At 62.7% G+C, this 25,332-nt stretch carries 28 protein-coding genes, 1 pseudogene and 1 riboswitch; of the genes and pseudogenes, 22 read left to right on the top strand and 7 right to left on the bottom strand.

The window, feature by feature from the left end; translation table 11 throughout:
• The first annotated feature begins 27 nt into the window (after positions 1-27).
• From BM116_RS04250 to BM116_RS04240, 3 genes are read left to right on the top strand one after another with little or no spacing between them, the layout of a single operon-like run.
• Positions 28-222 carry a CPXCG motif-containing cysteine-rich protein gene (locus BM116_RS04250; RefSeq protein WP_083723601.1) on the top strand — a complete coding sequence of 65 codons (195 nt, stop codon included), beginning with the start codon at positions 28-30 and terminating at the stop codon, positions 220-222.
• Positions 222-482 (top strand): putative signal transducing protein, encoded by a 261-nt coding sequence (locus BM116_RS04245; RefSeq protein WP_083723603.1) that lies wholly within the window; start codon positions 222-224, stop codon positions 480-482. The genes BM116_RS04250 and BM116_RS04245 overlap by 1 nt, the downstream gene beginning before the upstream one ends.
• A complete protein-coding gene (locus BM116_RS04240) occupies positions 479-1,129 on the top strand; it encodes an SOS response-associated peptidase (protein WP_169847215.1) in 651 nt (216 codons plus the stop codon). The genes BM116_RS04245 and BM116_RS04240 overlap by 4 nt, the downstream gene beginning before the upstream one ends.
• On the opposite strand, the gene BM116_RS04235 is transcribed toward BM116_RS04240, so the two are convergent.
• The gene (locus tag BM116_RS04235) at positions 1,114-3,252 is read right to left on the bottom strand and encodes a methyl-accepting chemotaxis protein (RefSeq protein WP_083723608.1); all 2,139 of its coding nucleotides are present in this window, start codon (positions 3,250-3,252) and stop codon (positions 1,114-1,116) included. The two genes, BM116_RS04240 and BM116_RS04235, sit on opposite strands and share 16 nt — an antisense overlap.
• A 196-nt stretch (positions 3,253-3,448) precedes the next feature.
• Between BM116_RS04235 and BM116_RS04230 the strand changes: the two genes are divergently transcribed.
• The 3 genes from BM116_RS04230 to BM116_RS04220 all read left to right on the top strand — a co-directional run bounded on the left by BM116_RS04230 (position 3,449) and on the right by BM116_RS04220 (position 5,491).
• Positions 3,449-3,580: an entericidin A/B family lipoprotein gene (locus BM116_RS04230; RefSeq protein WP_083723610.1), complete on the top strand. Its 132-nt coding sequence runs from the start codon at positions 3,449-3,451 to the stop codon at positions 3,578-3,580.
• Positions 3,581-3,852: 272 nt separating this feature from the next.
• Positions 3,853-4,659 (top strand): M48 family metallopeptidase, encoded by an 807-nt coding sequence (locus BM116_RS04225; protein ID WP_083723612.1) that lies wholly within the window; start codon positions 3,853-3,855, stop codon positions 4,657-4,659.
• A gap of 175 nt (positions 4,660-4,834) precedes the next feature.
• Positions 4,835-5,491: a 7-cyano-7-deazaguanine/7-aminomethyl-7-deazaguanine transporter gene (locus tag BM116_RS04220; RefSeq protein ID WP_083723614.1), complete on the top strand. Its 657-nt coding sequence runs from the start codon at positions 4,835-4,837 to the stop codon at positions 5,489-5,491.
• Between the two features lie 35 nt (positions 5,492-5,526).
• On the opposite strand, the gene chrA is transcribed toward BM116_RS04220, so the two are convergent.
• Positions 5,527-6,879, bottom strand: a complete 1,353-nt coding sequence (chrA, locus tag BM116_RS04215; protein WP_083723616.1) for a chromate efflux transporter — start codon at positions 6,877-6,879, stop codon at positions 5,527-5,529.
• Positions 6,880-7,064: 185 nt separating this feature from the next.
• Here chrA and BM116_RS18795 point away from each other — a divergent pair, with 185 nt between their 5' ends.
• Entirely contained in the window at positions 7,065-7,214 is a 150-nt protein-coding gene (locus tag BM116_RS18795) for a hypothetical protein (protein ID WP_169847216.1), read from the top strand.
• Positions 7,215-7,275: 61 nt separating this feature from the next.
• Here the strand turns inward: BM116_RS18795 and BM116_RS04210 are convergent, their stop codons facing one another.
• Entirely contained in the window at positions 7,276-7,938 is a 663-nt protein-coding gene (locus BM116_RS04210; RefSeq protein ID WP_083723618.1) for a DsbA family oxidoreductase, read from the bottom strand.
• Positions 7,939-8,052: 114 nt separating this feature from the next.
• Here BM116_RS04210 and BM116_RS19095 point away from each other — a divergent pair.
• The 5 genes and pseudogenes from BM116_RS19095 to BM116_RS04190 form a co-directional block, all read left to right on the top strand.
• Positions 8,053-8,124: pseudogene (locus BM116_RS19095) on the top strand (DUF1272 domain-containing protein); the annotation flags it as partial.
• Complete coding sequence (locus tag BM116_RS04205; protein ID WP_235846700.1) at positions 8,119-8,517, top strand: LysE family translocator; 399 nt, start codon at positions 8,119-8,121, stop codon at positions 8,515-8,517. The pseudogene BM116_RS19095 and the gene BM116_RS04205, both read left to right, overlap by 6 nt.
• Positions 8,518-8,568: 51 nt before the next feature.
• Entirely contained in the window at positions 8,569-10,254 is a 1,686-nt protein-coding gene (locus tag BM116_RS04200; protein ID WP_083723623.1) for a carbon starvation CstA family protein, read from the top strand.
• Positions 10,244-10,525 (top strand): cory-CC-star protein, encoded by a 282-nt coding sequence (locus BM116_RS04195; protein ID WP_083723625.1) that lies wholly within the window; start codon positions 10,244-10,246, stop codon positions 10,523-10,525. Before BM116_RS04200 ends, BM116_RS04195 begins: the two co-directional genes overlap by 11 nt.
• Before the next feature lie 15 nt (positions 10,526-10,540).
• Entirely contained in the window at positions 10,541-11,560 is a 1,020-nt protein-coding gene (locus tag BM116_RS04190) for an ArsA family ATPase (protein ID WP_175494028.1), read from the top strand.
• A 24-nt stretch (positions 11,561-11,584) separates the two neighbouring features.
• On the opposite strand, the gene BM116_RS04185 is transcribed toward BM116_RS04190, so the two are convergent.
• Entirely contained in the window at positions 11,585-12,826 is a 1,242-nt protein-coding gene (locus BM116_RS04185) for an ABC transporter substrate-binding protein (protein WP_211276234.1), read from the bottom strand.
• 209 nt (positions 12,827-13,035) lie between these two features.
• On the opposite strand from BM116_RS04185, the gene BM116_RS04180 reads away from it, so the two are divergent.
• On the top strand, positions 13,036-13,818 hold the full coding sequence (locus BM116_RS04180) for a beta/alpha barrel domain-containing protein (RefSeq protein ID WP_211276232.1): 783 nt from the start codon (positions 13,036-13,038) through the stop codon (positions 13,816-13,818).
• 83 nt (positions 13,819-13,901) lie between these two features.
• Positions 13,902-14,843 (top strand): GGDEF domain-containing protein, encoded by a 942-nt coding sequence (locus BM116_RS04175; protein ID WP_083723631.1) that lies wholly within the window; start codon positions 13,902-13,904, stop codon positions 14,841-14,843.
• Position 14,844: 1 nt separating this feature from the next.
• Here BM116_RS04175 and BM116_RS04170 read toward each other — a convergent pair whose 3' ends face one another.
• The 3 genes from BM116_RS04170 to hrpB form a co-directional block, all read right to left on the bottom strand.
• Positions 14,845-15,432 (bottom strand): TMEM165/GDT1 family protein, encoded by a 588-nt coding sequence (locus BM116_RS04170; RefSeq protein WP_083723633.1) that lies wholly within the window; start codon positions 15,430-15,432, stop codon positions 14,845-14,847.
• 88 nt (positions 15,433-15,520) lie between these two features.
• A riboswitch (yybP-ykoY riboswitch) is annotated at positions 15,521-15,641 on the bottom strand.
• Between the two features lie 26 nt (positions 15,642-15,667).
• Positions 15,668-16,687 carry a methyltransferase gene (locus tag BM116_RS04165; RefSeq protein ID WP_083723635.1) on the bottom strand — a complete coding sequence of 340 codons (1,020 nt, stop codon included), beginning with the start codon at positions 16,685-16,687 and terminating at the stop codon, positions 15,668-15,670.
• A gap of 63 nt (positions 16,688-16,750) precedes the next feature.
• Positions 16,751-19,288 carry an ATP-dependent helicase HrpB gene (hrpB, locus tag BM116_RS04160; protein ID WP_083723637.1) on the bottom strand — a complete coding sequence of 846 codons (2,538 nt, stop codon included), beginning with the start codon at positions 19,286-19,288 and terminating at the stop codon, positions 16,751-16,753.
• Between the two features lie 148 nt (positions 19,289-19,436).
• Here hrpB and BM116_RS04155 point away from each other — a divergent pair, with 148 nt between their 5' ends.
• The 8 genes from BM116_RS04155 (at position 19,437) to BM116_RS04120 (ending at position 25,317) form a co-directional block, all read left to right on the top strand.
• Positions 19,437-19,820, top strand: coding sequence for a polyribonucleotide nucleotidyltransferase (locus BM116_RS04155; protein WP_090475006.1), 384 nt, complete (start codon positions 19,437-19,439; stop codon positions 19,818-19,820).
• Complete coding sequence (locus BM116_RS04150; RefSeq protein ID WP_083723641.1) at positions 19,820-20,701, top strand: cation diffusion facilitator family transporter; 882 nt, start codon at positions 19,820-19,822, stop codon at positions 20,699-20,701. The genes BM116_RS04155 and BM116_RS04150 overlap by 1 nt, the downstream gene beginning before the upstream one ends.
• Positions 20,702-21,006: 305 nt before the next feature.
• Positions 21,007-21,495: an Lrp/AsnC family transcriptional regulator gene (locus BM116_RS04145; protein WP_083723643.1), complete on the top strand. Its 489-nt coding sequence runs from the start codon at positions 21,007-21,009 to the stop codon at positions 21,493-21,495.
• Positions 21,496-21,549: 54 nt separating this feature from the next.
• Positions 21,550-21,750, top strand: coding sequence for a DUF2788 domain-containing protein (locus BM116_RS04140; RefSeq protein WP_083723645.1), 201 nt, complete (start codon positions 21,550-21,552; stop codon positions 21,748-21,750).
• Positions 21,751-21,880: 130 nt separating this feature from the next.
• The gene (locus BM116_RS04135; protein ID WP_083723647.1) at positions 21,881-22,519 is read left to right on the top strand and encodes a TetR/AcrR family transcriptional regulator; all 639 of its coding nucleotides are present in this window, start codon (positions 21,881-21,883) and stop codon (positions 22,517-22,519) included.
• Positions 22,516-24,174, top strand: coding sequence for an acyl-CoA dehydrogenase family protein (locus BM116_RS04130; RefSeq protein ID WP_083723649.1), 1,659 nt, complete (start codon positions 22,516-22,518; stop codon positions 24,172-24,174). Before BM116_RS04135 ends, BM116_RS04130 begins: the two co-directional genes overlap by 4 nt.
• A 2-nt stretch (positions 24,175-24,176) precedes the next feature.
• On the top strand, positions 24,177-24,620 hold the full coding sequence (locus BM116_RS04125; protein WP_083723651.1) for a PaaI family thioesterase: 444 nt from the start codon (positions 24,177-24,179) through the stop codon (positions 24,618-24,620).
• A 76-nt stretch (positions 24,621-24,696) separates the two neighbouring features.
• Positions 24,697-25,317, top strand: coding sequence for a pseudouridine synthase (locus BM116_RS04120; RefSeq protein WP_083723653.1), 621 nt, complete (start codon positions 24,697-24,699; stop codon positions 25,315-25,317).
• The last annotated feature ends 15 nt before the right edge of the window (positions 25,318-25,332 follow it).

Raw genomic sequence — 25,332 nt, 5'->3', positions numbered from 1 at the left:
TCACACCCGCCGTACGGAGTACGCCCAGTGCAGGCACTGGAAGAAGCCAACCTCACTTGCCCACACTGCGGCGAGCCCATCACCCTGCTGCTCGACCTGAGCGGCGGCAGCCAGTCCTATACCGAGGATTGCGAGATCTGCTGCCAGCCGATTCTGGTCAGCCTGTGGATTGATGAGCACAGCGAAGAAGTCCATATCGACCTGCGTCGGGAACAGGACTGATGCAGCGCGTCTACCGCCCGGCCGACCTGGCCGAAGCCGACCTGCTGTGCGCAATGCTTGCCGATCATCATATCCCCAGCCATGTCAGCGGGCGCTATCTGCAAGGCGCGATCGGCGACTTGCCGGTGCATGACCTGCTGGGCCTGTGGGTGCAGGATGAAGATCAGGCACGCAGCGAACAACTGATTCAGCTGTACCTCAGCGCTACCCCGGTTGACGACGATGACAGCTGGCAGGCCAGTGCGGAGCAGCAACCGTGAGCGGCCGACTTGCCCAATTCAGCCCCCCACACAACAACCTGCCCGCCGACTGGAAACCCAACTGGAACCTGGCCCCGGGCAAACCGCTGCTGATCCTGCGCAAGCAGGCCGGGCAGGTAGAGTGTGTACAGGCGCTGTGGAACCTTACCCCGAGCTGGCTCACCGACCTCAGCCGCGCCAGCTTTTCCGCCCGCGCCGAATACCTGCACGAAAAGCCGATGTTCCGTCAGGCCTTCGCCCAGCGGCGCTGCCTGATCCCGGTTGATGGTTATTTTCTCTGGCTGCAACAGGGAGCGCGCAAGCAACCCTGGTACCTGCGCAGAAAGGAAGGTGGCCTGGCACTGGCGGGGCTGTGGGAGCGCTACCAGCTTGATGACGGCCAATTCTGGGACAGCTGCGCCTTGATCACGGTGCCCGCCAAGGGGCTGGCCAGCCGCCTTGGTGATCGTATGCCGGCAGCGCTGAACAGCGGCGAGCAGGCAATCTGGCTGGCCGAGCGTACCGCGGTCAGCGCTCTGCAGCCGCTGCTGTTGAACGCCGAGGGGCGTATCGAAATGACCTACCCGGTCAACCCGGCGGTCAGCAACCCGGCCACCGTCGGGCCGCATTGCTGCAACCCGAGCGGCGCTGCTCAGACCTTGAACTGATTGATCAACCGGCGCTGGTGCTCGGCCAGCTTGGTCAGTGAGCCACTGGCCTGAGAGGCTTCATCCGCGCCCTTGGCTACCGCCTTGGCCACCGTATCGATGGTGGTCACATTGCGATTGATGTCTTCGGCCACTGCGCTTTGCTCCTCGGCCGCACTGGCGATCTGGTTGTTCATGTCATTAATCACCGACACCGCCTGGGTGATCGAGGTCAGCGCCGCATCGGCCTCTTCTGCCTGCAACACACTCTGATCGGTACGCGCACGGCTCTGCTCCATCACTTTCACGGTCTCGCGGGTGCCGTTTTGCAACTGCTCAATCATGTGCTGAATCTCTTCAGTCGAGCTCTGGGTCTTCTGCGCCAGGTTGCGTACTTCATCTGCCACCACGGCAAAACCGCGGCCTTGTTCACCAGCACGGGCCGCCTCAATGGCAGCGTTTAGAGCCAGCAGGTTGGTCTGCTCGGCAATGCCGCGAATGGTGTCGAGGATACCGGTGATGTTTTCGCTGTTACGCGCCAGCGCCTCAACGCTGTCCACCGCACGCTGGATGTCCTGCGACAGGCTCTGGATGGTTTCGGAGGTCGCTCTGACCACTTCGCGCCCGTGGCTGGCAGAGCCGTCCGCATTGTGCGCGGCACTGGCAGCCTGGGAGGCGTTGCGCGCCACGTCCTGAGCGGTAGCGGTCATTTCGGTCACAGCGGTGGCAACCAGATCAATCTCGCTGAGCTGACGCTGCACTCCGTCGTTGGTGCGCATGGCGATATCCGCCGTATGCTCGGAGGCATCGGTCACCTGCTGCACCGAACCAACCACCTCGCGAATCATGCCCTGCAATTTGTCCAGGAAGGCATTGAAGCCACGGGCAATATCGCCCAGCTCATCCGCTCGATCAGCCGCCAGACGCTTGGTCAGATCCCCTTCACCCTTGGCGATATCATCCAGCATTGCCACCAACTGACGGGCCGGCTTGGCCAGGCTGTAGCCCAGCAGCACCATCACAATCAGACCGGCCACCGCCACCAGCAAGCCGATCCCCGCCAGCAGCAGCGAGTCCTGAACACGCATATCGGTGAGGTCGCTATCCAACTGGTTGAACTCCGCCATGACCACGTCCAGCGGCAGTTTGATGACCAGCGCCCAGCGTACATCAGTACCGTCCAGGGTGATCGGCATGATCAGCTGCATGTGATCAGTACCTTCGTGATCCAGCTCAAACAGCGGCTCGCTGCCCAGCCGGGCGATACTCTCAAGCTCCTGTTTGTCCAGCACGGTAGCGGCCTGATCGCCCGGCTTGGCGCCCTCTCCGGTGTAGGCAACCAGACGCCCGGTCGAGCTGACCAGCGCCTGCTCACCGGCGCCGCCGTACAAGTCCTCGTCACTTGCATGCAGCATGTTCTGCAAAAAATCCATGGAAAGGTCGGCACCCGCAACCCCCATGAACTCACCATCGCTGATGATCGGCACGGTGAACGACGAGAGCAGAACGGTCTTGCCGCCAACCTCGTAAGGTGAAGGGTCAATCACGCAGGGGCGCAGGGTTTCACGCGGGCAAAGATAGTATTCGCCGGTTCTGACGCCATTATCGAGGATGGTCTCGTCCTCGAGATCGCCCAAGGCTTCGAGCGACAGCTCACCGTTCTCGTTTCTGAACCACAACGGCATGTAGCGGCCAGTGCCGTTATAGCCGTCGGTTTCGATACCTTCAAAAAAACTGTCGAGGTTATCCAGGGAGTTGGGCTCCCAGCCCACGTAGGCATCCCACAGGGTCGGATTCTGCTCCAGCGTCATGCGGATGACGCGGGTCATTTCTTCACGCCCCATCATCAGCGCCGGCATGCCATCACCCTGAATCTGGCCCAGCATGGAGTTGAGCTGCGCCAACTGCGAAGCCACCGTCAGCGGATACTCGAGATGGCGACGAATGCGCGCCTGCTCGCCAGAGGCAATCGCCTGAACCCGATCCTTAACCAGCTCATCGATCAGCACCCGTGAACTTTCCTGCACGTGCTGCTGACTGCGCTGCGCCGAGTAGACCGAATAGAGCGTCATCACGCCAACGGCAATAAACAGACAGGCACCGGCCAGTACGGCGATGGAGAGCTGAATGGACCTGAATTTCATGGATTACCTCTACTCGGGGGCTGCAGGGCGTCGAACGATACCGCTTCATCGGGTATATCGGCCAGCAGTAAAAAAACTGCAGTCATGCGCATACTTTGCCGCAATTTCGCTGTCCCAACCTTTACGCTGCGCCTGTCAGGCAGCAGCTAAGGCTGGAATATTCCAGCACATCCAACTTCTGTCAGGAGCATAGATCATGAAGCAAGCACTGGTGATTTTGCTGTTTACGCTGTTTGGTGCCGCAGGGCTGACTGGCTGCAACACGGTTGCCGGCGTCGGCGAAGACGTTCAGGCGGTGGGTGACGGCATTCAGGATGCCGCCGACTAGCGGCGCGCCTTGCAAAGAACCACCCGGGGGCCTGCCCAGAGCTCTGCCGTAACGGCGCCAAGCCGGCATGCAGAGCCCTGGGCAGGCCCTGAACGTGACACAGGTAACACAGCTGGCTTGTCACCAGCCGGCCCGCCTCTGTTACCCTTGCGGCACGATCAGGGCCCGCGTCCGGGGCGGTATTGCACGACGCCACCAGCGACCGGTCGTAATCATAGTCGGGCTGCCCACGCCCCTTTTCCATTTCACCAGACATCAAGGAAGTATCTGCCATGCGACTGCGTTTTATCCTCTGCCTGCCCCTCGTTCTGCTGGTCGGCTGCCAGAGCGTTCAGACCACCCAAGGCGGTAATGTTGGCGTCAACCGCACCCAGTACATGATGGGCGGACTGTCAGCCGAAGAGGTCAACCAGATGGCAGACGAGGCCTATCAGGAGACCCTGGCAGAAGCCAAAAAGCAGGGCCTGCTCAATACCAACGCAGCCACCGTGCGTCGCCTCAACACCATCGCCGCCGAGCTGATTAAGGAAGTCCCGAATTTCCGTGCTGATGCCAGCAGCTGGGACTGGGAAGTCAACCTGATCAAGGACGACCAGCTGAACGCCAGCTGCGCGCCCGGCGGCAAGATCCTGTTCTACTCCGGCATCATCGATCGGCTGGAGCTCAGCGACGATGAAATCGCCCAGATCATGGGGCATGAAATTGCCCATGCCCTGCGCGAACACGGTCGCGAAGCCATCTCTCGCGCCTACGTTACCCAGATGGGCACGCAGTTGGCGGGCGCCCTGTTCGGGCTGGGTGAGGCTGGTAACCAGGCCGCTCAAATGGCAGTGCAGTACGGCCTGACCCTGCCCAACAGCCGCTCCAACGAAAGCGAAGCCGACCTCATCGGTCTGGAACTGGCTGCCCGCGCCGGCTACAACCCCCAGGCCGCTGTCAGCCTCTGGCAGAAAATGCAGGCCGCCTCCCAGGGCGAGCCGCCAGCGTTCATGAGCACCCACCCCTCCTCTGCCGGCCGCATCCAGGCATTGCAGGCAGCAGCGCCTCAAGTGCAGCCGCTGTACGAAGCCGCCAAATAAGCAGCTTCCGACCGGCGCGGCAGCAGCTCCGCCGGTCGGAAAGCCGCAAAGACGCTAGTCAATCGCCGCAAAACCAGTACAATTGCGCGCCGTTCGACCCCGAACGATATGGGTTCCCTCACCCCATTTGACAAAACGGCGGGCCAACAGGCTCGAATCGTAAAAAGGACAGACCATGACCGCACTACCGTCCGGCATGCAGCGACGCGCGCTTGCACTGCTGATCAGTTTTCACATCCTTATCATCATCGCCAGCAACTACCTGGTGCAGCTGCCGATCACCCTGTTCGGCTACCACACCACCTGGGGCGCCTTCAGCTTTCCGTTCATCTTCCTGGCTACCGACCTGACCGTGCGCCTGCTCGGCAAACAGGCTGCTCGCCGCGTTATCGCACGCGTTATGCTGCCTGCTCTGGTCGCGTCCTACGTGGTGTCGGTGGTGTTTCAGGAAGGCAGCTATCGCGGCATCGACGCACTGCTGTCGTTCAACGACTTTGTGCTGCGCATCTCGCTAGCCAGCTTTGTCGCCTACGTGATCGGCCAGTTGCTGGATATTCAGGTGTTCGACCGCCTGCGTCGCATCAAGGCCTGGTGGATCGCGCCGAGCCTGTCGACCGTGCTCGGCAACCTGGCCGACACCTTTGCCTTCTTCTCGGTCGCCTTCTGGCACAGCAGCAACCCGTTCATGGCCGAGCACTGGGTCGAGATTGCCACCGTCGACTACGTGATCAAACTGGTGATCAGCATGCTGCTGTTCCTACCACTGTATGGCGTGCTGCTGCGCACCCTGATGAACCGCCTTGGCGGTCCGGCCGCCGCCAGCGCCGCCTGAGAGGCAAAACGGGGCACAGCTGCGCTGGCGTCGATTTACGGCAGCCAGCCGGCCCAGCCCAACAGCAGACCTGCTGCACCGCACAGCAGCAGCGTCTGCAACGCCGTCCAGCCGCGCCAGAACACCAGCACCGCAGCGACTGCGGCAAGACCCAGCGCCAGCCAGTCAGGGCCATGCCCCTGAGGCATGAAGACATGCCAGGCAAAGAACAGCGCCAGGTTCAGGATCACCCCTACCACGGCAGCGCTGACCGCCGTCAGCGGCGCACTGAAGCCCAGCTCGCCGCGGGTGGCCTCAATCAGCGGCGCACCTCCCAGCACAAACAGAAACGACGGCAGAAAGGTAAACCAGCAGACCAGCAGCGCCGCGAGCACGCCGCCGGCCAACAGCTGATCCGGCCCCAACACCTGCCCCAGATAGCCGCCGACAAAGGCAACAAAAGCCACCACCATGATCAGCGGGCCCGGCGTACTCTCGCCCAACGCCAGACCATCGATCATCTGCAGTGGTGACAACCAGCCAAACTGCACCACCGCGCCCTGGTACACATAGGGCAGCACTGCGTAGGCTCCACCAAAAGTCAGCAGCGCCGCCTTGGTAAAAAACCAGGCCATCTGCGTCAGGGTACCGTCCCAGCCAACAGCGGCCGTCAGCACCAGCATCGGCAAACACCAGAGCACAGCACCCAGCAATATCAGACGGGCCAGACGCAACCGGCTGAAACGGGCGTGCTCGGGTGTCGGGGTATTGTCGTCGATCAGCGCCGGCGCGGCCGCTGCAGCAACGGTCTCGCTGCTGTCATTGGAGAAGGCTGCCGGGCACCAGAGCGCACCCAGCGCGCCGGCCAGCGCCGCACCCAGCACAATCAGTGGAAATGGCACACGCAGGAAAAAGATGGCGGCAAAGGCCAACGCCGCAATCGCCCATAACCAGCGATTGCGCAGCACCCGACCGCCGATGCGCCAGGCCGCCTGAAACACCACAACCACCACCGCAGGCTTGATGGCGTAGAAAAGCCCGGCAACCAAGGGTACCTGACCAAACACCAGGTACGCCCAGGCCAGCAGTATCAACAGCAGGAGCGAGGGCACGATGAACAACAGCCCGGCGGCCACACCACCCCAGGTGCGGTGTAGTAACCAGCCCAGATAGGTCGCCAACTGCTGCGCTTCGGGGCCCGGCAGCAGCATGCAGTAGTTCAGTGCATGCAGAAAACGGCGCTCCGACAGCCAGCGCCGCCGGGTCACCAGTTCCTCGTGCATCAGGGCAATCTGCCCGGCCGGGCCGCCAAAGCTGATAAAGCCCAGTTTCAGCCAGAACAGCAGCGCCTGACGCAGCGATGCCTGCGCCACTGGCTGCCCAGCAGCCCCGGTCCGGGATGAATCCATGCCAGCGTATCTCCTGTTCTCATTGGCACCAGTATCCACCGAGCATGCCAACCTCAGATTGCAACCTGATTGCAATCTGACTGAAAAATAGCGCTAGCGGAATATCATCGGCAGAGGCATTAGTTCGCTTCCAGCTCGAACCGGGTCAGCACACCATCAGCTCACAAAATGGCGCCTCGTCGCTGTTGCTCAACACCGAAGCCAATCGTAACTACTTTGTCTGGCAGGAAGTAAAAATGGGCCTGGTCTCCGGTGGTTCCAAGCTGCAGGTTGTCAGCGAACAACAAGGCCGCGCCGGCGTTCAGCAGTGCACCATGATCAAGAGCAACCTCTAAGACGCTAGCCTGCAGACCGTCAGCACATCAGGCTGTCGGTCTGCTCCCCCGCATCACAACATCAGGCGGAGGCGCCCTCGGCGTCCTGCCGGGCAATCTCGCGCAACGCCTGCACCAGATAGTCCGGCTCCTGCGCACCCGAGATCAAATATCGGCCATTGATCACAAAGGCCGGCACAGACGAGATACCGGCTTGCTGCCACTTGGCCTCATCGGCGCGCACGATGTCGGCAAAGCGGTCGCTGTCCAGCACCTGCTCGGCCTCTGCCGCATCCAGCCCTGCCGCGCGCACCGCCTCCAGCAATACGTCTTTATCGCTGACGTTTTTTGCCTCGCCAAAGTAGGCATCAAACAATGCCTGCTTCATCGCCGTCTGTCGGCCATACTCGGCCGCCCATTTGACCAGCCGATGCCCATCAAAGGTGTTGGCGGTGCTGCGTTCCTGCATGTGGGCAAAGTTCAGCCCCAGATCGGTGGCGATACGGATCATGTTGTCCTGCGCCGCCCGCATTTCAGCTTCGCTGCGGCCGTACTTACGCGACAGTGCCTCGACGATGGGCATGGGCTGCTGGTTCGGATCCGGGTTGAGTTCAAAGGCATGCCACTCAACCTGCCCCTCAATCTCACCTTTGAGCGTGGTCAACGCCCGTTCCAGGCGGGCGTAGCCGATGGCGCACCAGGGGCAGGCAATGTCGGAAACGATATCAATGGTCAGGCTTTGCATGGGCTTGCTCGCATCAGTCAAAAGTCAGTGCTCAGCGTACACCCTTGCCAGCCGGCTTTCACAGCGCATCAGCCGCTGCTAAAACAGCGAATAACTCCAAAACCGGAATCTGCCATGCTGCAACTACGCCCCAACTGCGAGTGCTGCGACACAGACCTGCCAGCCGATGCCGGCGACGCCCTGATCTGGTTTGGCTGGACGCTCTGGCGCAGCCGACCAGCAGCACGCTCAACACCCGCCGTCACCGGCAGCCTGCACACAAGCCTGCTGGCCGGTCTGATGCTGACCCTGGGCGATATCAAGGCATTGGTGTTTTATGCCAGCTTCTTCCCACTATTTATCAGCGCCCCACTGTCACCGCTGCTGTGTCTGCAGGTACTGGATACCACTGCAGCCGCGCTGTTGCTGGTCAAGGGTTTATACGCGGTGCTCGGCAGCCGACTGTCCAGACCACTGAATCAGCCCGCCGCGCGCAAACTCGGGGGCGGTTTGATGGTTGGTTGCGGCCTGTGGCTTCTAGACATTAGTCGTAGACCCACTGCCGCCGCGCTGAACTATAGTGGTGGGTGGCTTGCCTGAGACAAAGGCACGCCCTTAAAACAAGACCCAACCGCACAGGAGCCCCACCCCATGAGCGCAGCGATCCTTCTGCTGATCGGGCTGGTAATGATGTCCCTCGGGTACCTCATCTACTCACGCTTTATCGCCCAGCGTATTTACCGCCTTGACCCGGACTTTCGCACTCCGGCGCACGAATTCGAAGATGGCATCGACTTCGTCCCGACCAACCGCTTTGTTCTCTGGGGCCACCATTTCACCTCGGTTGCCGGCGCCGCGCCTATCGTCGGTCCGGCCATTGCCGTTATCTGGGGCTGGCTGCCGGCCTTTCTCTGGGTTGTGATGGGCACCATCTTCTTCGCTGGCGTGCACGACATGGGCGCCATCTGGGCCAGCGTGCGCAACAAGGCGAAATCGGTCGGCTCGCTGACCGGCGACGTGGTCGGCAAGCGCGCGCGCAGCATTTTCATGATCGTCATCTTCCTGGTGCTGCTGATGGTCAACGCGGTATTCGCCGTAGTGATCGCCAAGCTGATGATGAACTTCCCTACTGCGGTGCTGCCGGTGTGGGGCGCCATCGTCGTGGCCCTGATCGTCGGCCAGTTGATCTATCGCCGCATCGTCAGCCTGCCGGTGGTCTCGGTGATCGGCGTGGTCGCGCTGTATGCGCTGATCTGGGCTGGCCCCAGCGTGCCGATTCAGATGCCCGCCGAGGTGGCCGGCATGTCCGGCAACGCGGTGTGGATTCTGCTGCTGTTCCTGTATGCCGGCATCGCCTCGGTCCTGCCGGTGTGGATGCTGCTTCAGCCGCGTGACTACATCAACGGCCTGCAGCTGTTTGTTGGTCTGCTGATCCTCTATGGCGCCATCGCGCTGCTCAACCCGGTGCTGGTAGCCCCGATGATCAACAATGATGTGCCGGCCGGCACGCCGTCGCTGTTGCCACTGCTGTTCGTCACCATTGCCTGCGGGGCCATTTCCGGCTTCCACGGGCTGGTCGCCTCCGGCACCACCTCCAAGCAGCTGAACAAGGAAACCGACGCCCGCTTTGTTGGTTACTTCGGCGCCATCGGCGAAGGCTGCCTGTCACTGGCAGCGATTCTGGTCGCCTGCGCCGGCTTTGCCAGCCTGGCAGACTGGAAGGCCATGTACTCGGCCTTCGGTCAGGGCGGTGTCACAGCTTTCGTTGAGGGCGGCGCTTACGTGATCCACAACGGCCTCGGTCTGCCACAGGTTACAGCAGCAACGCTGCTGACCGTCATGGCTGCGCTGTTCGCCGGCACCACCATGGACACCGGTCTGCGCCTGCAGCGTTACATCTTCCAGGAATGGGGCGAGATCTATAACCAGCCCTGGATGAAAAAGCCGCTGCCAGCCACGCTGCTGGCCATCGGCACCTGCCTGCTGCTGGCCTTTGGTGCCGGCGGTGCAGACGGCTCCGGCGGCATGATTATCTGGCCGCTGTTTGGCACCACCAACCAGTTGCTGGCTGGCCTGACGCTCCTGGTGATCACCGTCATGCTGGTGCACATGCGCCGCCCCATGTGGTACACCCTGCTGCCGCTGTGCTTCCTGCTGCTGATGACCGTGCTGGCCCTGGTGCTGCAGCTCAAGACCTTCTATGCACAGGAAAACTACTTCCTGCTGGGGCTGGATATAGTCGTACTGGTAGCGGCGATTCTGGTGGCGCTGGAGTGCGCGGCGGCGCTAAAACGCCACCGGGCGCTGGCCGCAGCGGAACAGCCCGATGCCGACTAAGCGCAGCGACAACTGGCGGGCCTGGCTGAGCCAGGCTCGCTTCTTTCTCGAAGAGAGCTACAGCGCGCGCTATCGCGGCGCCATTGCCCGCAGTCGCCGGGACCACGATGACCTGTTCATGCTGCTGGTGTTCGGCGAAATGATGGGCGTGCCCAATCCGGCGGCCTACTACACGCTGGAGCTGCAACCGCTGCTGCTTGAGCGCTTCCACGACTGGCACCGACGCATGGGCATGGAGCACTCGCCGCTCGACCATTTTCGTTGCTGCTAAAACGGGAGAACCGTTATTTCCACCGATCTATCCAACCTGCTTGAGCGCCGCCTGATCTGGGTCGGCGGCAAGGGCGGCGTGGGCAAAACCAGCGTATCAGCCGCCCTCGCCGTGCTTGCCGCCCAGCGCGGCAAACGCTGCCTGGTGGTGTCCACCGACCCGGCCCACAGCCTGGGCGATGTCTTTGCCCGAGCGCTCGATGACAGCCCGCGCCGCCTGCTGCCCAACCTCGATGCCATGGAGATTGACCCCGATGCCGAGGTGGACGCTCACCTGGCCCGCGTCATCGACCAGATGCGCAAACTGGCCGCACCAGAGATGCTGCAGGAACTGACGCGTCAGATGCAATTGACCCGGCACTCGCCCGGCACCCAGGAGGCGGCACTGCTGGAGCGCATCGCGCGGCTGGTAACGGCGCCGCCGGACGATTACGACCTGATCATCTTTGATACGGCGCCCACCGGCCACACCCTGCGGCTGCTTACACTGCCCGAAGCGATGGCCGCCTGGACCGACGGACTGCTCAGCCACAACCGCAAGTCAGCCGAGCTGAGCAAGGTACTGCAACACCTGACCCCGCGCAGCGGGCGTGACGTGGCTAACCCGCTGGCCGATCCAAACGAGGATCAGCTCAGTGGCCTGGACCGCCGCAGCCGGGATATTGCCGATACCCTGCGCACCCGGCGCCGCCTGTTTCATCAGGCCCGCCGCCAGCTGGAAGATCCGGCCCAGAGCGGCTTCATGTTCGTGCTGACGCCGGAGAAGCTACCGATTCTGGAGACCGAGCGCGCGGTACAGGCGCTGGGTGAGGCGGGTATTCCGGTGGTCGCCACCCTGGTCAACCGGGTTATTCCGGCCGACGCCGATGGCGCCTTCTTGCAGCGCCGCCGCGATCAGGAGGCGCAGTACCTGCAACAGATCGAGGCCTCCTTCGCAGCGCTACCGCGCCCACAGCTTCCCTGGCTGGAGACCGACGTGCAGGACATCCCCGCCCTTGAGCAGATCGCCACACTGCTGGCGGCGCAGGGTTTCTAGGCGCCGTCAGCAGCCAAGCACGCTTTACTGCAACCGCAGCGGCTGACCGGCCGCGCGGCGCACCTCCTGCCACTGCTCCAGTGTCTGCGCGGCCTGCTCGCCGGGCAGCGAGCCCAGAATCTCGAAATAGTCCTGACGCAGCGGGTCTGCCATCACCTCGGCGCGTGGCTTGATGCGCACGGCGTAGACCGTTTGCAGGTTCTGGTGATCAAAGGCTCGCCAGGTCTGCGTGTCTTTCAGCAGCTCATAGCTGTGCCCTTCCAGCGCGCGAATCAGCGCCTCGCTGTCCAGCGAGCCAACACGAGTGACCGCATCCGCCCACTGATAGACGATGCTGTACGCCGAGGCAGCAGAGCTGGAAGGATAGGTTTCATAGCGTGCGGCAAAGTCACTAACAAAGGCCTCGCCACGGGCATAGCCAAACTGCTGCGGCACGTTCCAGGCCCAGGGCACTGCCCCCATAACCCCGGCCATAACCGCCGGGCCTGCCTGCTCCACCATACTCAGCGTCAGATTGGGCACCACGATCTGCACGTTCTCAAAGCCGAGCTGCCGGGCGATGCCCATGGCCTTGACCATCTGCTCACCAAACAGCACCAGCACCAGCACTTCCGGCTCCGCGTCCTTGGCTTTTTGCAACGCCTCGCGCAGCTCACGCAGCGACGCGTTGGGGAAAGGTACCAGGGTCGCGCCATGGGCCTCGGCGGACGCCGTGTCGGTAAAGTGGCGCATCGACTGCTCGGTGCTGTGGCCCCAGGTGTAATCGGCGGTCACATAGTAATAACGCTTGCCGGCAAACTGCTCCTGCAGCTGGGCGGACAATACCCGCGCCGCCATCCAAGCGTTGTAGCTCTCGCGGAACATATAGCGATGACCGGCCGCGCCGGTCGTGTCGTTGGAATAGGTAAGGGTGCCAAAGTACAACAGGCCACGCTCGCGGGCGCGCTGCCCGGCAGCGATGGCAACCGCGCTGGAGGCACCACCAAACAGCATCCGCGCCCCTTCACCCGCCAGCTCATCCACGTTGCGCTGCGCACGCTCAGGGTTCGAGGCCGAATCGCGCTCCAGCAGCTCCAGCGGGCGCCCCAGCACGCCACCGGCTTGATTGATTTCCTCCACGGCCAGCAGCGCACCGCGCATCTGCATCAGCCCCTCCTGGGCGTACTGGCCGGTTCGCGGCAAGTTCATACCAAGGGCTATGGGGTCGGCAGCAAAAGCGAAGCTGCTCCAGCCAAACATCAACGGCAGCAGCAGGCGGCGGGACAGGCGGGTGACAACTGAATTCATGGCAGACATCCTTGCATCGGCAGCACAGATTATGGGTTTTGGAATGGGTAAACGTGCTGATCCAGGTCATAGGTAACACAGCCAGATGACAACCTGCAGTGTTCTTTGGTCGCACTAACTCGCTAGCGGCCTGCCGGGCTTGGTGCTAAACAGAGTAGTTGATATCACCACCACGGAAGGCTCAGCTGATGCCCACAGCTACTGATACCCTGGCCAACGCCCACGCCATACTCGCCGGCGCCCAGGACAAGAGTGATCAACTGCGCAACATCAAGCAGTTGTTCATCGATCTGTCACTGCGCGCAAACCCGGTTGGCGAACGGGTTGGCGCCTGTGTCGCCGTTGCACGCAGCCGCTTGCCTAGCCCCCTCAAGCTGCTGGTGCACATGCACGCTGGCGGCGGTTTCGAGAACGCCTCGGTACTGGAGGCGTTACTCAACGGTGCTGACGGCGCCTGGGGTGGCCTGCCCAAGCGCGCGGCCATCAACGGCCACGCCTCTCTCGGCGAGCTGATCGCCAACCTGGTCCGCGTTGGCAACCCGCGCATGGCCCAAACCTATCAACTTGATCAACTGCTGCCGCCGGCCACCGGCCTGCAGGTGCTGGACGAAGAAGAGGCGGTGCCGGATGACCTGCCCATTCTCGGCCACAACACCTATCGCTTGCCGCTGAGCTTTTTCCGCCAGCGACCGGACCGCTTCATGGACCTGATGCCCGAGGCCATTGGCGGCACCTATCGCTACCGTATCTGCCCGGTTGTCAGTGACTCGGCCGTCATCGCCGGACGCCTGGCGGAGGTTACCAGTGAAGCAGCGAGCCATTTTGCGCAGCCCACTCTGGAGCAGATGCTCCGGCTGATGCGCCGGGAGCTAAGTGCAGGCGAGCGCATCGTCTATGACCAGCCGGAGCAGCTGATGGCGCTGTATCAACGGGCAATACACAGCCTCGCGGACACACAACCGCCACAGTAAAAGGCCATAATGGCCACTTGGCATGAAGCCTGCTACCTGTTACCAGTGACCGATTGACAACCTTTGCCAGAAGAGATGCGACCATGACCGACATCGCCACCGAAATTGCTCAGGACAGCGCGGTCTACAAAACCCTGCTCGAATCGACCAAGGCCATTCCGTGGAAGATCGACTGGAAGACCATGGCTTTCACCTATATCGGTCCGCAAATCGAGCACCTGCTGGGCTGGCGCCAGGACAGCTGGCTGAGCGTGGATGACTGGGCCACACGCATGCACCCGGAAGACCGCGAGTGGGTGGTCAACTTCTGCGTATCCCAGTCACAGTCCGGCACCGACCACGAGGCGGACTACCGCGCCCTGACTGCCGACGGGGATTACGTCTGGATTCGCGATGTGGTGCATGTAGCGCGGGACGAGAACGGCGAGGTAGAAGCACTGATCGGTTTCATGTTCGACATCAGTGAGCGCAAGAAAACCGAAGAGAAACTCAAAGCACTGCAACGAGAGCTCGAAGAGCTGTCGTTCAAGGACGGTCTGACCGGCGTCGCGAACCGCCGCATGTTCGACTCCATTCTGCAACTGGAATGGACCAATGCACGCCGCAACGGCCAACCCCTGTCAGTGATCCTGCTGGATATCGACTTCTTCAAGCAGTACAACGACCACTACGGCCACATTGCCGGCGATGACTGCCTCAAGCGCGTAGCCAAGGTGCTCAGCGGGGCCGCAGCACGGGCCCGGGACTTTTTTGCCCGCTACGGCGGCGAGGAGTTCATTCTGGTATTGCCGGAGACCGACGCCAAGGCAGCCGAACGGGTAGCCGAGCGCTGCCGAGCGCTGCTGTTCAAGGAGCAGATTGCCCACGCCAACTCCCCCGCCGGCCAGATTCTGACCCTGAGCATGGGCATTGGTACCCTGATACCCAGCCAACAGGACGATCCACGAGTCTTTCTCGACGCCGTGGATCGCAACCTGTATCAAGCCAAGCAGCAGGGGCGCAACCGCATCGTCAACGGCAACTGAGTCAGCCATCCGTCGTCAGCATCGGCTGAAACAGCATCCAGGCGGAGTACAGGCCCAGCACCAGGAAGGCAAAAGCGGTAATACGTCGGATCAGCGGCAGCGGCAGGCGCTCGGCCGCCACATTGCCCAGAATCACCACCGGCACGTTGGCCAACAGCATGCCGACCGTTGTCCCCAACACGACCCTGACGTAAGCATCAAACTGCGCCGCCAGTACCACGGTCGCAATCTGCGTCTTGTCACCCATTTCAGCCAGGAAGAAGGCGATCACGGTTGCCACGAAGGCGCCGTAACGCCCGACTGGCGGCGCTTCGTCTTCGTCGAGCTTGTCCGGAATCAGCGTCCAGGCAGCAACCGCCAGGAAGGAAACGGCAAGGATCGCGTGCTGCCAGGTTTCATTGAGGTAATCGGCAACCAACTGTCCGATGGCACCAGCCATCGCGTGGTTGACCACTGTCGCAACCAGAATGCCCCAGATAATGGGCCACGGACGGCGAAAACGGGCAGCCAGCAGCAACGCCAGCAGTTGGGTTTTGTCGCCGATCTCGGCCAGCGTAACAATCCCGCTCGATACGAAAAAAGCTTCCACGGATTTTCCAACGGAGGGCGGGATCAGATTCCATTGACACACGACTACCCCCGCCCTCGGCTGGTGGTCGCGTGTCAAAGGTCTCGTCAAACCCGATACCGCACTGGGCGGTGGAGGGTCGCAAACGCCATGATCTGCGGATCAATTATGTTGACGTTTGCCAATGCAAGCAGGTGCTTGCAAGGAGGCTACTCCCCTAAGACGGGCGCAACTATAACGACTTGCTAGCAGCCAATCAACCCGGCGCAACGGCCGAGTACACCTTGAAGCGATTGTTCTCGCGCAGTACCTGGCACGGGCCAATGTGCTCTTCAATCAGCGGCGGATAGCGCAAAAAGCCGTTTGCCACAATGCGCAACTCGCCGCGCGGCAGCAGGTTGCGTGTGACCTGATTGAAGAAGCGCTCGGCAATGCTGGTGTCCTGGCGGATGCCGGTGTGGAACGGCGGATTGCTGATCACGGCCACAAAACGGCCGTGCACGTCGCTCAGCCCATCCGAGGGGTAAACCTCTGCCTCGAGGCCGTTGAGCGCCAGTGACTGCCCTGCGCAGTAGATTGCCAGCGCATCGATATCCACCAGCTCGAAGCGGCAGCCCGGGTTACGCCGCGCCATGACAATCGACAGCACGCCGGAGCCACAGCCAAAGTCGAGCACGCGCCCTTCAGGCAGCACGCGCAGCTCGGCCAGCAGCAGCTCACTGCCCTCGTCCAGTCGGCCGTGACTGAACACGCCGGGCAGGCTGACCAGTTGCAGCGGCTGGCCGTCAAAACTGAGTTCATACTGCTGCAGCCAGTCTTCCAGCGCGAACGGCGCTGCCGGCTGGTCAACGATCACTCGCCAGAGCTGGCAATGACGCGCCGAGTCGAGCTTTTCCGGATGCGCGCCATAGCGCCCCAGCAGCTTCTCCGCGCGGGTGATGCCGCCCTTCTTCTCGCCTACCAGATAGACTGCCTTGCCCTGCGCCAGCAACGGCAGCATCTGCGCCAGCGCATACTCTGCGCGCTCGATCGCCTTGGGCATGACCAGAATGGCCGCATCCAGCTCATCGATCTGCGGACACAGATGCGAGAACACCAGGCGATCTTCCGGCAGCGCGCCAGCCAACGCTCGGCTGGACGCGTAGTCCCAGCTCCACAGCGTCCAGTCAGCCGGCAGGCTGCGCGTCAGGCCGTCGGCCGCGGGGTTGACCAGCAGCAAGCGTTGACCGCTGAACAGCTCGGCGCTGCGCTCAAGAATCTGGCTGGTGTTGTCCATCGGCTTCTCCGCTGATCAAAGGGGCGCATTGTAAGGGATGTGCTCATTTAGTCCACGCGCCACTCAGGTACCGCGCGGCTTGGCTCGTCGGGTGGGCTCAGCCTGCAGCGGATCATCCGGCCAATAGTGCTTGGGATAACGCCCCTTCATGTCCTTTTTCACCTCGGCATAACTGCCTTGCCAAAAGCCGGCCAAGTCTTGCGTGACCTGCACCGGGCGCTGGGCCGGCGACAGCAGATGCAGTTTGAGCGCCTGCCGCCCCCCGGCGATACGCGGCGTATCGGCGCTGCCGAACATTTCCTGCAGGCGCACCGCGAGCACTGGCGGCGTCTCGCTGTAGTCGATGCGAATACGCGAGCCGGTCGGCACCGTCCAGTGCGTCGGTGCCTGCTCGTCCAGCTCTTTGGGCAGCGGCCAGGGCAGCAGTCCGGCGAGGATGTTGCCCAGCTCCAGATTGGCGAAATGCGCGAGCCGATTGACCTTATCCAGATACGGCGCCAGCCAGTCGTCCAGCGTAGCGAGCAAGGCGCCGTCCGACAGGTCAGGCCAGCGGCTATCAGCACCTTGCGCAAGATCCAGCTCACGCAACAGCATGACTCGCGCCTGCCATTGGCGCTGCTCCGGCTTCCACGGCAGCAGATTGATGCCCTGACGTCGCACCACATCACAGAGGGCACGCTGACGCTGCTCCGGCGCCACGCTCGGCAAGGCTTTACGCCGCCAGACCAGCTCGCCGATCCGCTCTTGCCTTTCGGCCATCAGGGTCTCGCTGCGGCTGTCCCACTCCAGAGTATCCCGCGCCGCCAGCATGCTCGGCTCCACTCCCAGCAAGCGCTCAACGTTAAGCTCGGCGGCCATGAATATGCGCGCCTGGCGCTGACCACCCTGCCCGCCCAACGCCGCCACGGCCAGCCACTCGCACTGCTGCAGGCGGTCGACATCAGCAAAGCCGGCAGAGCGGCCATTGGCCAACCGGTAGTCCAAACCCGCAGCGCCACGGCGCTGGGCGATACGATCCGGGTAGGCCAGCGCCAGCAGCACGCCATGCCAATCATCATTCTGCGGGTCGCTGACCGGGTCGGTGCACGGCAGCCGGCTCAGCAAGCGCTTCCATTGCTCCACCAGCCGTTTGGCCGGCTGCAACGCTACGCGGTCTACATCCGCACCGCGCGGATCATCAAACAACGCAAGCCGATTGCCGAGATCAGCGTTGTCGGCGCGGCGCAGCAAATCGCGCTCATCCACCACCGCAGCAATGCGCGCCGCCAACTCGCCGAGACCCAGGCGCTGCCCTTCGACCAGCATGTGCGCCAGCCGCGGGTGCATCGGCAGGCCCGCCAACACGCGACCATGCTCGGTCAGCTGCCAGTTGGCGCCGTCGCGCACCAACGCGCCCAAGCGCTCCAGCAGCTCCCGGCCCTGCTCAAGTGCAGCGGCTGGCGGCGGGTCGAGCCAAACCAGTTCATCCGGCTGCTGCACGCCCCACTGGGCCAGTTGCAGTGCCAGCGGCGCCAGATCAGCCTGCAGCATTTCAGCGTCGCGCTGCGCCGCCAACTGCTCGTGCTGCTGCGCTGACCACAGTCGATAGCAAACACCCGGCTCCAGTCGCCCGGCGCGGCCAGCCCGCTGCTCGGCCGCAGCGCGGGAAACCCGGCGGGTTTGCAGGGCGCTCATACCGGACAACGGATTAAAGGCCGCCTCACGCGACAAGCCCGCATCTACCACCACGCGAATGCCTTCGATGGTCAAACTGGTCTCGGCAATCGCGGTCGCCAGCACAATTTTGCGCTTGCCCTCTGGCGCTGGCGCAATCGCGCGGCGCTGCGCGGCCAGATCGAGATCGCCATACAAGGGCGTGAGCAGCACGTTTGGCTGATCGCCCAACGCCTCCTCCAACCGCGCCAGCACCCGCCGAATCTCCGCCATGCCTGGCAGAAACACCAGCACGCTGCCCGCCTCTTCATCAACCGCGCGCAGCACGGTTTGCACCACGTCTGCGTCATTCGACCGGCCCAGCGTTGCCGGGGCGCCATAACGAATATCCACCGGATACTGGCGGCCCTGACTGGTGATGATCGGCGTATCGTCGAGTAGCTTGCTGACCCCGTCAGCGTCCAGCGTCGCCGACATCACCAGCAGCCGCAGCGGTGGATCATCACGCAGGTACTGCTGGGTCTGCACGCACAGCGCCAGCCCCAGATCCGCATCCAGGCTGCGCTCGTGAAATTCATCGAAGATCACCACGCCAACGCCCGGCAGCTCCGGGTCATCCTGCAGCAGACGCTGCAATATCCCCTCGGTCACCACCTCGATGCGGGTTGCCGCGCTGACCTTGCTTTCCAGCCGGATGCGATACCCGACGGTTTGCCCCACCGGCTCACCCAACAGCTCGGCCAACCGCTCAGCCGCGGCTCTGGCTGCCAGCCGGCGGGGTTCAAGCATGATGATCTTTTGCCCAGCGAGCCATTCGCACTCGAGCAACGCCAGCGGCACCAAGGTGGTTTTACCGGCGCCGGGCGGGGCCTGCAGCACCACCGAGTGTTGCGCACTGAAAGTCTGTTGAAGCTCGGGCAATATCTGAGAAACGGGCAGGTCGTTCATGGGGCCTGGACTGACTGAAATGAGCCCGCATTATAGCGGCCACAGGCTTTCCGTCACTCGGACCGCCCGCTATGCTAGCGCAGTTGGTTTACCCCCCTTTTGTGAGCCCTTACCCGTGAATAGTCGCCTGAAATTGCTGTCCACCGCTATGCTCTGCAGTGCCCTGGTCACCCAGCTCACTGCCTGTGGCACTATTTTTTACCCCGAACGCCGCGGCCAGATCAGCGGCCAGATTGACCCGGGCGTTGCCATCCTCAATGGCATTGGCCTGCTGATCTATATCATCCCGGGGCTGATCGCCTTTGGTGTGGACTTTGCGACCGGCGCCATCTACCTGCCAAACGGCAAATACAGCGTTGCTCCGGATACTCTGCAACAGGCGGTAGACGCAGACGGAGAGGTCGACACCGCCATGCTGCAGCAGATCCTCAAGCAGGAGCTGGGCCAAGACCTGCCGCTCGCCAACGCCACCCAGATCAAGGCCGACTCACTCAGCCAGCAGGCCCTGCTGCAGCGCACCGGTCGCGGCTAATGGATAAACCGCAGGCCACAGGAGAAGAGCGCGCCCGCCTGCTAAGGCTGGCTACCCGCGCCTCGGTCGCCGTTGCCCTGATTCTGATCGTGCTGAAAGCCACGGTCTGGATCAGCACCGGCTCGGTCAGCCTGCTGGCCGGCCTGATCGACTCGCTGATGGACGCCGTGGCATCGATCATCAACCTGTTTGCCGTGGGTTACGCGCTCAAACCCGCCGACAAGGAACACCGCTTTGGCCACGGCAAGGCAGAGGCGCTGGCTGGTCTGGCCCAGTCTGCCTTTATCACCGGGTCAGCCGTGCTGGTGCTGCTGCAGGGCGTTAACCGTCTGCTCAACCCAGAGCCACTGGACACCGCTTGGGCCGGCGTGGCCGTGATGGTGTTTTCCATCGCAGCCACCCTTGGCCTGCTGGCCATTCAGAAACACGTGATCGCCCGCACCAACTCCACCGCCGTTGGCGCCGACTCCCTGCACTACCGCTCTGACCTGCTGCTGAACCTCAGCATCATCATCGCGCTGCTGCTCGCCCACTTCGGCATTCAGCAGGCAGATGCGTTGTTCGGCCTGGGCATTGCGCTGTTCATAGGCTACGGCGCCGTGCGTATCGGGTTGGATGCCATCCAGATTCTGATGGACCATGAGCTGCCCGACGAGGTACGTGCCGAGGCGTTGCGCATCGCCCGCTCGGTGCCCGATGTCATCGACGTGCATGATCTGCGCACCCGCCAGTCCGGGCAGCACTGGTTTATGCAGCTGCACTTGGAGCTGCCGGCCACGCTCACGCTGGCTGATGCCCACGAACGGGGCGAGCAAGCCCGACTGGCCATCATGGCGCGTTATCCTCAGGCCGACGTACTGGTCCACAAAGACCCGGCCTGAACGCATAAAAAAAGGCGAGCTGCCTGCAGGGCAGCTCGCCTTTTTACGTCCCCTTCCATCCTCTTGGGATGATGCCTTTGCTCCCGTGCCTTGTGGGCTGGGTAACCGGCTTGCCGCACACCTTCTGGATGCTCTGGCTCCGCTTCGCCTTGTGGACGCAGCGGTCTGGACGACCGGCTATGGCTGAATCTGTTGAACATGGTATCGCGACAGGCCGGACATTAATTCCCTTTATTTGCACAAATACTTGCCAACTGCGCAACAAAAAACTAAAAATCAAATAAATTTAGCAATTGGTTAAAAACATGGAATCACTTAACCTGGATCGGTACGACCTGAAGATCCTCGCCGCCCTGCAACACGACGCCCGCATCAGCAATCAGGAGCTGGCCGAGCGCATCGGTCTGTCACCCTCGCCCTGTTCGCGCCGGGTAAAACAGCTGGAGGAAAGCGGTCTGATCCGCCGCCAGGTTGCACTGCTGGACCCGGCCAAACTGGGCCTCAAACTCACCGCCTTTGTGATGATCGGCATGGATCGCCACACCCCCGAGCGCTTCGCCGGCTTTGAGCAGGTAATCTCCCAATGTCCGGAAGTACTGGACTGCTGCCTGGTTACCGGCATGGACGCTGACTACCACCTGCGCGTGGTAGTGCCTGACATGGAGCACTACCAGCAACTGCTGCTGGGCACCCTGACGCGTATCGAAGGCGTGTCCAGCGTGCGCTCCAGCTTTGTGCTCAACCAGATCATCGCCAGCACCGAGCTGCCGCTCAAGCATCTAGGGAAGCACTGATTTATCACCGGCACGCCGGTATACTGGCGCCCCACTTTTAAGCCGGAGTCGCCTGTGGACTACGAACAGTTCGAAGCCATTGCCATGCCCCTGATGATTTTCGGGCTGGTTGCCTTTATGGGGTTCATCGTCTGGGATCTGGCAAAAAAATCCCAGGCCGGGCGCTGGGGCACCGCAGTGCTGTTTTTTGCCCTGGGCCTGGGTGTGCTGGCCTTTGTGATCAAGGAAGTGTTGATCATGGTGGTCGAACACTGACCAATTCAGCCGCTTTTCTGGCTGTTTTCCCCGCTGCCCCAAAGTCTGAATCCTGATTCACTAAAGATCTGCTGCACGCTCCTGCGCGACCGTGCAGCTTATCCAACAAGAACAATACAGGATTCAGTGCATGGCCTACCGCACCACCGCCCAGCGCATCGAGCGCGATCAGGCGCTGCGTGAACATATTCTCAACTGCGCCTTGCAGCAGGTTGCCGACAACGGCTTCGGCAACCTGACCATGAGCGGCCTGGCGCGCGCCGCTGGCGTCGCCACCGGCAGCCTCTACCGACACTTCCCGGGCAAGGGCGCGCTAGCCGCCGATGTCTTTGTCAAAGCTACCCGCATTGAGCTGGAAACCCTTAAGCGCGAGTTTCAGCGCCCCGGCCGCGCAGTAGACCGCCTCAAGAGCGGCCTCACGCAGTTTGCCGCACGCGCCTGGCATAGCCGCCAGCTTGCCTATGCCCTGATCGCCGAACCGGCCGAGGAAGAAGTCGAAACCCGGCGCCTGCACTACCGTCAAGCCTATGCATCGCTGTACGGCGAGCTGATTGCCGAGGGCATCGCCGACGGTAGCTTTGAGGTCGAGAACATCCCCATGACATCGGCCTGCGTGGTCGGCGCCGTCGCCGAATCACTGGTCGGCCCCCTCTCCCCTCAAGCCCGCGCAGACCGCGAAAGCGGCCTGCCCAGCGAATCGCTGGAAGCCGTCACCCTCGCCATTGTTCGTTTCTGTCTGCGCGCCATCAACGCCAAGGAGGTTCCATGAGTCAGCTGCATCACTACGCCGAAACCCACGAGGTCACCAATCAGGTGCCGCCGCTGGACGGCCTGAACCTGTACCGCAGCGATCTGCCACTACAGGAATGGGTACGCCGTTATCACGGTGGCTGGGCCGACGAACAGCTCAGCGCCTACGGCCAGCTGGCGGGCGGCGCGCTGATGGAGGCAGGGTTCCTGGCCAACGAGAACAAGCCGGCGTTCAAGAGCCACGACCGCTATGGGCACCGTGTGGACATGGTCGACTTTCACCCGGCCTACCACGAGCTGATGGCCGCTGGCATCAAGGCGGGGATCACCAGCGCCCCCTGGACTGACCCGCGCCCCGGCGCACAGGTCGCTCGGGCAGCCACCATGTACCTGCACAACCAGGCCGAGGCGGGCACCAGTTGCCCGATGACAATGACGTACGCCTGCGTGCCTGCACTGCGCCTGCAGCCGGACCTCGCCGAGATCTGGCTGCCGAAGATCCTGTCCGGCCAGTACGACCCGCGCAACCTGCCGATTGCGCAGAAGACCGGTGCCACCATCGGCATGGCCATGACCGAGAAACAGGGCGGCACCGATGTGCGCGCCAACACCACCCGCGCCTACCCGGTCGGCGTCGGCGGCCCGGGGCAGGCGTATGAACTGATCGGCCACAAGTGGTTCTGTTCGGCCCCCATGTGCGACGCCTTCCTCACTCTGGCGCAGACCGACAAGGGACTGAGCTGTTTTCTGCTGCCGCGCCACCGCCCGGACGGCAGCCGCAACGAATTCTACGTTCAGCGCCTGAAGAACAAACTGGGCAACTGGGCCAACGCCTCCAGCGAAGTGGAATACCGCGGCGCGCTGGCCTGGATGATCGGGCCGGAAGGCCGTGGCGTACCGACCATTATTGAAATGGTCTCGCTGACCCGCTTTGACTGCATGATCGGCTCCAGCTCGCTGATGCGTCAGGCGCTGACGCAGGCTGCACACCACTGCGCGCACCGCACCGTCGGCACGCGAGTGCTGAGCGAACAACCGCTGATGCAGAACGTACTGGCCGACCTGGCGCTGGAGAGCGAAGCGGCGCTGGCCTTGACCATGCGCATGGGTTACTCGCTGGACAACGCGCATGACGAGCAAGAGGACAAGTTTGCTCGCCTGGTCACCGCCATCGGCAAGTACTGGATCTGCAAACGCGCCCCGGGAATGATTAACGAAGCCCAGGAGTGCCTTGGCGGCGCCGGTTACGTGGAAGAGACCATTCTGCCGCGCCTGTACCGCGAAGCACCGGTCAACTCGATCTGGGAAGGCTCGGGTAATGTGCAATGCCTGGACGTGCTGCGCGCGCTATCCAAGGAGCCCGGCGTACTCGATGTCCTGTTTGCCGAACTCGGTGACGGCCACGGCTCAAGCGCGCTCAAGCAGCGCATCGAGCGCATCAAGCAGCAGTTCGCCGACACCGACGATATTCAGTATCGCGCCCGCCAGCTGACCGAAGACGTTGCCATCGCACTGCAGGCCAAGCTGCTGCTGGAAGCGGGCAACAGCACCGTCTCCGATGCGTTTATTGCCAGCCGCCTCGGCGAGCACGGACAGGCCTACGGCACCCTGCCCCGCGGCCTGGATGTTGAAGCACTGGTCGCCCGCTCCACCCCAACAACGCTGCAGGAGTGAACATGAGCCGAACACAAGAACAGATCGAAGAGCTGGTGCGCAGCGGCTTTGCCCGCGCGCCGTTCCTTGGCGACCTTGGCGTCAAGCTGGTTGCCTGCGGCCCCGGCTGGGTGGAGACCGAACTGCCGATTCTCCACCGCCACAGCCAGCAGAATGGTTTTGTCCACGCGGGCGTACAGGGCACCATTGCCGATCACACCGCAGGCGCCGCCGCCGCGACTCTGGTGCCAGAAGGCTTCGCCCCGCTGACCGTCGAGTTCAAAGTCAACCTGCTGCGCCCGGCGCTGTGTGACACCCTGCTGTGCCGCGCCGAGGTGCTCAAACCGGGCAAACAGATCAGCGTGGTGGAGGCCGAGGTATTCGCACTGCAGGATGGCAAGAAGCGGCTGTTCAGCAAGGCCACTGTCACCATCGCCGTACTGTCCGCCGATGGCCTTGGAAGCTGACCAGCGCGTTGCAGCCAGCGCCGGGCAAATGGACAATGCCCGGCCCCACTGCCACCCAACCTGACCAGGGAATGCCATGAAGCAAACGCCCCGCCCGCCTCGCTCGCGACCGCCTCAGCGCACACGCCGCAAACCCGCGCCGCCGCCAGCCGAGCCACGTTTGATTGCCCTGAACAAGCCCTTCGACGTGCTTACTCAGTTCACAGACGGCGACGGCCGAGCGACCTTGCGCGACTTTGTCTCGGTACCGGGCGTTTACCCCGCCGGCCGGCTGGACCGCGACAGCGAGGGTCTGCTGCTGCTCACCAACGATGGCCGCCTGCAGGCGCGCATCACCGACCCGAAACACAAGCTGCCCAAAACCTACTGGGTGCAAGTAGAGGGCGAGCCCAGCGAGCAGCAGTTGGCGCAGCTGCGCGCCGGGCCTGAGCTAAACGACGGCCCGACTCGACCGGCAGAAGTCGAGCAAATCGAAGAACCCACGCTGTGGCCGCGCAACCCGCCAGTGCGCTTTCGCAAAAGCGTACCGACCAGTTGGTTGGCGATCACCATTCGCGAAGGCCGCAACCGCCAGGTACGCCGCATGACCGCAGCCGTTGGGCTGCCAACCCTGCGACTGGTGCGCGTGCGTATCGGCGACTGGATGCTAGGCGACCTGCAGCCGGGCCAGTGGCGTGAACTGCCAAGCGCCGACTAAAACCCGCCCATAAAC

This window comes from Halopseudomonas pachastrellae (assembly GCF_900114765.1).
GTDB classification, from domain to species: Bacteria; Pseudomonadota; Gammaproteobacteria; order Pseudomonadales; family Pseudomonadaceae; genus Halopseudomonas; species Halopseudomonas pachastrellae.
This window is presented reverse-complemented; position numbering and strand designations above follow the sequence as displayed.

What these genes read in the sequence shown, in the direction of transcription:
- BM116_RS04245 (WP_083723603.1), top strand. Translation starts at nt 222, where the DNA reads ATGCAGCGCGTCTACCGCCCGGCCGACCTGGCCGAAGCCGACCTGCTG.
- BM116_RS04235 (WP_083723608.1), bottom strand. Translation starts at nt 3,252, where the DNA reads ATGAAATTCAGGTCCATTCAGCTCTCCATCGCCGTACTGGCCGGTGCC.
- BM116_RS04230 (WP_083723610.1), top strand. Translation starts at nt 3,449, where the DNA reads ATGAAGCAAGCACTGGTGATTTTGCTGTTTACGCTGTTTGGTGCCGCA.
- BM116_RS04225 (WP_083723612.1), top strand. Translation starts at nt 3,853, where the DNA reads ATGCGACTGCGTTTTATCCTCTGCCTGCCCCTCGTTCTGCTGGTCGGC.
- BM116_RS04220 (WP_083723614.1), top strand. Translation starts at nt 4,835, where the DNA reads ATGACCGCACTACCGTCCGGCATGCAGCGACGCGCGCTTGCACTGCTG.
- chrA (WP_083723616.1), bottom strand. Translation starts at nt 6,879, where the DNA reads ATGGATTCATCCCGGACCGGGGCTGCTGGGCAGCCAGTGGCGCAGGCA.
- BM116_RS04210 (WP_083723618.1), bottom strand. Translation starts at nt 7,938, where the DNA reads ATGCAAAGCCTGACCATTGATATCGTTTCCGACATTGCCTGCCCCTGG.
- BM116_RS04200 (WP_083723623.1), top strand. Translation starts at nt 8,569, where the DNA reads ATGAGCGCAGCGATCCTTCTGCTGATCGGGCTGGTAATGATGTCCCTC.
- BM116_RS04195 (WP_083723625.1), top strand. Translation starts at nt 10,244, where the DNA reads ATGCCGACTAAGCGCAGCGACAACTGGCGGGCCTGGCTGAGCCAGGCT.
- BM116_RS04180 (WP_211276232.1), top strand. Translation starts at nt 13,036, where the DNA reads ATGCCCACAGCTACTGATACCCTGGCCAACGCCCACGCCATACTCGCC.
- BM116_RS04175 (WP_083723631.1), top strand. Translation starts at nt 13,902, where the DNA reads ATGACCGACATCGCCACCGAAATTGCTCAGGACAGCGCGGTCTACAAA.
- BM116_RS04165 (WP_083723635.1), bottom strand. Translation starts at nt 16,687, where the DNA reads ATGGACAACACCAGCCAGATTCTTGAGCGCAGCGCCGAGCTGTTCAGC.
- hrpB (WP_083723637.1), bottom strand. Translation starts at nt 19,288, where the DNA reads ATGAACGACCTGCCCGTTTCTCAGATATTGCCCGAGCTTCAACAGACT.
- BM116_RS04155 (WP_090475006.1), top strand. Translation starts at nt 19,437, where the DNA reads ATGCTCTGCAGTGCCCTGGTCACCCAGCTCACTGCCTGTGGCACTATT.
- BM116_RS04150 (WP_083723641.1), top strand. Translation starts at nt 19,820, where the DNA reads ATGGATAAACCGCAGGCCACAGGAGAAGAGCGCGCCCGCCTGCTAAGG.
- BM116_RS04145 (WP_083723643.1), top strand. Translation starts at nt 21,007, where the DNA reads ATGGAATCACTTAACCTGGATCGGTACGACCTGAAGATCCTCGCCGCC.
- BM116_RS04135 (WP_083723647.1), top strand. Translation starts at nt 21,881, where the DNA reads ATGGCCTACCGCACCACCGCCCAGCGCATCGAGCGCGATCAGGCGCTG.
- BM116_RS04130 (WP_083723649.1), top strand. Translation starts at nt 22,516, where the DNA reads ATGAGTCAGCTGCATCACTACGCCGAAACCCACGAGGTCACCAATCAG.
- BM116_RS04125 (WP_083723651.1), top strand. Translation starts at nt 24,177, where the DNA reads ATGAGCCGAACACAAGAACAGATCGAAGAGCTGGTGCGCAGCGGCTTT.
- BM116_RS04120 (WP_083723653.1), top strand. Translation starts at nt 24,697, where the DNA reads ATGAAGCAAACGCCCCGCCCGCCTCGCTCGCGACCGCCTCAGCGCACA.